This window comes from Janthinobacterium sp. FT14W (assembly GCF_009208755.1).
Lineage (GTDB): Bacteria > Pseudomonadota > Gammaproteobacteria > Burkholderiales > Burkholderiaceae_D > Janthinobacterium > Janthinobacterium violaceinigrum.
Genome location: NZ_WFLL01000098.1, coordinates 1 through 3,806, shown reverse-complemented (window position 1 = coordinate 3,806; position 3,806 = coordinate 1). Strand labels below are relative to the sequence as shown.

Sequence of the window (3,806 nt, the reverse complement as noted above, 5' to 3'; positions counted from 1 at the left end):
TGCCCACGGCGATGCGCCCGGGCGCCGCGCTGGCGCGCCGCACCACCAGCGGCGCCGCCTGCAGCCAGGCCGCGTCCAGCCAGGCGGGCAAGCACTGCCCCTCCGGCACGCCGGACACCCACAGCAGGTCATGCGCGCGCCAGGCGTCCATCAGGCCACCACCGCCTTGACGGCAAAGAACAGCAGCGATGGTCCCAGCAGGCAGCCCAGCCCCGTATGAAACGTGGCCACCAGCGCGCCATACGGCACCAGCTTGCGGTCGGTGGCCGCCAGTCCGGCCGACACGCCGCTGACGGTGCCCGCCAGGCCGCCGAAGACCATCGCCGAACGGGGCGTTTTCAGGCGCAGGAAACGCGCTGCGGCGGGCGTGCCCACCATCACCAGGATGGCCTTGATGAGGCCTGCCGCGATGCTGAGCGCCATGACGTCCGAGCTGGCGCCGATGGCCGCGCCCGTGACGGGGCCGACGATGTACGTGACGGCGCCGGCGCCGATGGTGGTCATGCTGACGGCGTCCGAATAGCCAAACGCATAGGCGACGGCGGCGCCGACGAGGAAGGGCAGCACCACGCCCAGCATCAGCGCCACGACGCCGATCAGGCCCGCCTTGCGCGCCTCCGTCGCCTGCACTTCGAAGGCGGTGGCGACGATGGCGAAGTCGCGCAGCATGGCGCCGCCCATCAGGCCGATGCCGCCGAACAGCGACAAATCGGCCAGGCCCTTGTGGCCGCCGCTATGCACGCCGCCCCAGTAAGCGAGGCCCAGGCCGATCACGATGGCGATGGCCGAACCGTGCACGCGGCCCAGGGTCAGATACTTCGACAGCGCCACGGATACCAGCATGATCAGGCCGACAAAGGCGAAGGCCGTCACCAGGCCATTGTGGATGGCGGCTTTTTCAAAGATTTCAAGCATGGCGGTGCTCCTTCATCAGCAGGGAATCGGCTTGCGCGCGGTCAGCTTCGGCGGCGGCGATGGCAGCAGGGCTTTCCGACCGGTTAATCAGCGAAATGACGGCGCCGCACACGAGCACGGAACCGATGGCAGCCAGCACGGCCACGGGCCCGCCGCGCAGCGCCGCCACCACGTCCTGCTGCGCCGCCATGGCCACCACCACGGGAATATACATGGCGCCCCAGTATTCGACGCCCCGCTCCGTCATCTGCGGCAGCCACGCGCGGCGCTGCATGTAGAGCCGGGCGCAGATCAAGAGCAGCATGGCGATGCCCACGCCGCCCACGTTGGTCTTGACGCCCATCAGCTGCCCGAGCAGGTCGCCCAGGAAGATGCCGAGCAAATGGCACAGGGCCAGCAATGCGGTTCCGTAAATGATCATGATTGTCTCCGTTATAGGAATAGGAATGACTTGATGTCTTCTCTGTTGTTGCACCTACCACTGCTGCCCCAGTACCTCCCTTACTTTTGCCGACGCCTGGCGGTGCGGCGCGCCCAGGCGGCTGGCCAGTCCCCGTTCCGGATCGGCGCGGATATCGCCCAGCGCCGCCTGCAGGCTGGCGCGCACCTGCCCCACATCCTCGCCTGACGGCGCATTGGGCTGCGCCACCTGCAAGGTTTGCCACAGCAGTCCCAGGGTGGCGTAGTTGCGGATGTCGTAGGCCATGGGCGCGATCGTTTCAGCCAGCGCTTCCAGTGCCGCCACCGTGCGCAAGGTGATGCGCGCCGCCGACGCCTTGCCCATCGCATGCACCATCACCTGCGGATCGTCGAGCGCGATCAGGCGGTTGGCCTGGTAGCCGTGCGCCAGGAACGCGCCCGACATCGCCTTGCCGACGATCAGGCCGATGACGGGGTGGCCCGCCAGGCGCGCCTCCGCATATGCGCCCGCCGCGCCGGCCAGCGCCTGGTGGATGCCATATGCTTCCTCGCGCCGGCCATAGGCCTGGCTGGCCACGTCGATGACGGCCACGATGGGGCGTTTCAGCGCCAGGTCGCGGTCCTCGGCAAGCACCTGCTGCACGGCGCGCGCCAGTTGCCACGCCTCGACCAGGCCGATTTCCCCCGTGCGGGCGCGCGTAAAACGGTTGTCCGGATCGGGAACCACGGCGAGGTAGCGCGCCGCTTCGCCCGCCAGCGGCGCATCCACCACGCGCACGGAAGACGGATAGCCGTCCAGCGGCGCCGTGCCATCGGTCAGTGCCGCCAGCCAGGTGGCGCCGCGGCTCGTTTCGGTAATGGCGTTCATGCTGCTGCTCCTTTGCTGTAGATGGCGCGCACGGCTTCGGGCGTGGCTTGCACGCCCGCGTCGACGTCCGCCAGGCGGGCCAGGAAGGCGTCGGCCTGGCCGCTGCGGTGCTGCCGCGGCACGCCGCGCGCAAACAAATCGGCCACGGCGGCGCGCATCTGTACCGTGTCGTCGTCCACGTAGGCGTCCGCCAGGCCGCTGTGAAAGCGCTGCTCGCCGCCCGTCAGGCTCCAGATGAAGGGCTTGTTGCGCGAATCGTATTCGTCCACGCCCGCTTCCTGCTCGATCACGGCCGGGCCGTTGAGCCCCAGGCGCGCCTCGCGTGTGACCACCAGATAGCTGCACAGGCCCGCCGCGATCGACATGCCGCCATAGCAGCCGACGGTGCCGGCCGTGATGCCGATCACGGGCTGGTAGCGGCGCAGGTCGACGATGGCCGCATGGATGTCGGCAATCGCCGCCAGGCCCAGGTTGGCTTCCTGCAGGCGCACGCCGCCCGTCTCGAACAGGATCATGGCGCGCGTCGGTATGCCCTGGCGGTTGTCGCGCGCCGCCAGTTCCAGCGCGCCGGCGATCTTCGCGCCGCCCACTTCGCCCATGCTGCCGCCCTGGTAGGCGCCCTCGATGGCCAGCACCACGGCCGGCTGGCCGTCGAACAGGCCCTTGGCCACCACCACGCCGTCGTCCGCCTGCGCCGTGACGCCCTGCCGCGGCAGCCACGGCGAAGCGATGCCGCAGAACGGGTCGAGCAGTTCGCGCATGCTGCCCGCATCGAGCAAGGCCCGCGCCCGGCTGCGCGCGCTGCGTTCGATGAAGCTGTCGCGCTCCAGCAATTGCGTCAATGTGCTCATGCCGCCCTCCCTGCTTGCAATTCTTCGTAAGCCTGTTCGATGCGCATGCGCACCACGCCCGGCGTGGCGCCGCAATCGTTGATGACGATGCTCGCCGCCGGCAGCGGCTCGCCGCCGAAGACGCGCAGCAGCAGTGCATCCCACACGGCGCCCTTGCCATCGACGGACGTGTTCACGACGATGCGGGTCAGGCCAGCGTCGCCCGGCTGCAGCAGCACTTCCAGGTCGCCCGAACCGACCACGCCGGCCAGCGCGCGCCCGGCCACCGCCGGCCCGGCCGCGAATGTGTAGTCACGCGTTTCCATGCGCATCTCCTTCAGTCAACCGATCGAGGAACAGGGTGGCCGCCAGCAGGTCGGCGGCGCCGCCCGGCGACACGCCGCGCTCCAGTGCCGCCGCTTCCAGCGCCAGCAGCGCCTGCGTGCCGGCAGCCGTGGCCGCGCCGCCGACAGCCAGCACCCGCGCCGCGCCCGTTTGCAGCGCCAGCAATGCCGTCTCGCCGCCGCGCGACAGCACGCAGGTGTCGTCCAGCCGCGCGATGATGGCCAGCAAGGCGTTCAGGCGCGCCGTCGTCTCGCTGTCGCCGCGCGAGCGCGAGGCGTGCAAAGCGGACAGTCCCGCGCCCGTCACCAGCGGGAAACCGGCGCGGGCCTGGCCCCGCGCGCCATCGACCTGGTACTGGCGGCACGCCAGCTCGCCCTTGTTGCCCGTGGTCCCAGGCGCGCCGCGGTCATGCAGGCGGGCCAGCGCGC

Annotated in this window: 6 protein-coding genes; all 6 read right to left on the bottom strand. The window is 70.2% G+C overall.

The window, feature by feature from the left end; all coding sequences use genetic code 11:
- Positions 1 to 150: 150 nt before the first annotated feature.
- Positions 151 to 915: a malonate transporter subunit MadM gene (madM, locus tag GCN74_RS28085; RefSeq protein ID WP_152259698.1), complete on the bottom strand. Its 765-nt coding sequence runs from the start codon at positions 913 to 915 to the stop codon at positions 151 to 153.
- Positions 908 to 1,336, bottom strand: a complete 429-nt coding sequence (madL, locus tag GCN74_RS28080; RefSeq protein WP_152259697.1) for a malonate transporter subunit MadL — start codon at positions 1,334 to 1,336, stop codon at positions 908 to 910. Before madL ends, madM begins: the two co-directional genes overlap by 8 nt.
- Before the next feature lie 54 nt (positions 1,337 to 1,390).
- The gene (mdcE, locus tag GCN74_RS28075; protein WP_152259696.1) at positions 1,391 to 2,203 is read right to left on the bottom strand and encodes a biotin-independent malonate decarboxylase subunit gamma; all 813 of its coding nucleotides are present in this window, start codon (positions 2,201 to 2,203) and stop codon (positions 1,391 to 1,393) included.
- Positions 2,200 to 3,054, bottom strand: a complete 855-nt coding sequence (locus GCN74_RS28070; RefSeq protein WP_152259695.1) for a biotin-independent malonate decarboxylase subunit beta — start codon at positions 3,052 to 3,054, stop codon at positions 2,200 to 2,202. The genes mdcE and GCN74_RS28070 overlap by 4 nt, the downstream gene beginning before the upstream one ends.
- Complete coding sequence (locus tag GCN74_RS28065; RefSeq protein WP_152259694.1) at positions 3,051 to 3,359, bottom strand: malonate decarboxylase subunit delta; 309 nt, start codon at positions 3,357 to 3,359, stop codon at positions 3,051 to 3,053. The genes GCN74_RS28070 and GCN74_RS28065 overlap by 4 nt, the downstream gene beginning before the upstream one ends.
- Positions 3,346 to 3,806 (bottom strand): triphosphoribosyl-dephospho-CoA synthase (locus tag GCN74_RS28060; RefSeq protein WP_193317305.1); only part of this gene is annotated, 461 nt, incomplete at its 5' end. The genes GCN74_RS28065 and GCN74_RS28060, both read right to left, overlap by 14 nt.

Excerpts from the sequence above, each read along its gene's own strand:
- madM (WP_152259698.1), bottom strand. The coding sequence starts at position 915 with ATGCTTGAAATCTTTGAAAAAGCCGCCATCCACAATGGCCTGGTGACG.
- mdcE (WP_152259696.1), bottom strand. The coding sequence starts at position 2,203 with ATGAACGCCATTACCGAAACGAGCCGCGGCGCCACCTGGCTGGCGGCA.
- madL (WP_152259697.1), bottom strand. The coding sequence starts at position 1,336 with ATGATCATTTACGGAACCGCATTGCTGGCCCTGTGCCATTTGCTCGGC.
- GCN74_RS28065 (WP_152259694.1), bottom strand. The coding sequence starts at position 3,359 with ATGGAAACGCGTGACTACACATTCGCGGCCGGGCCGGCGGTGGCCGGG.
- GCN74_RS28070 (WP_152259695.1), bottom strand. The coding sequence starts at position 3,054 with ATGAGCACATTGACGCAATTGCTGGAGCGCGACAGCTTCATCGAACGC.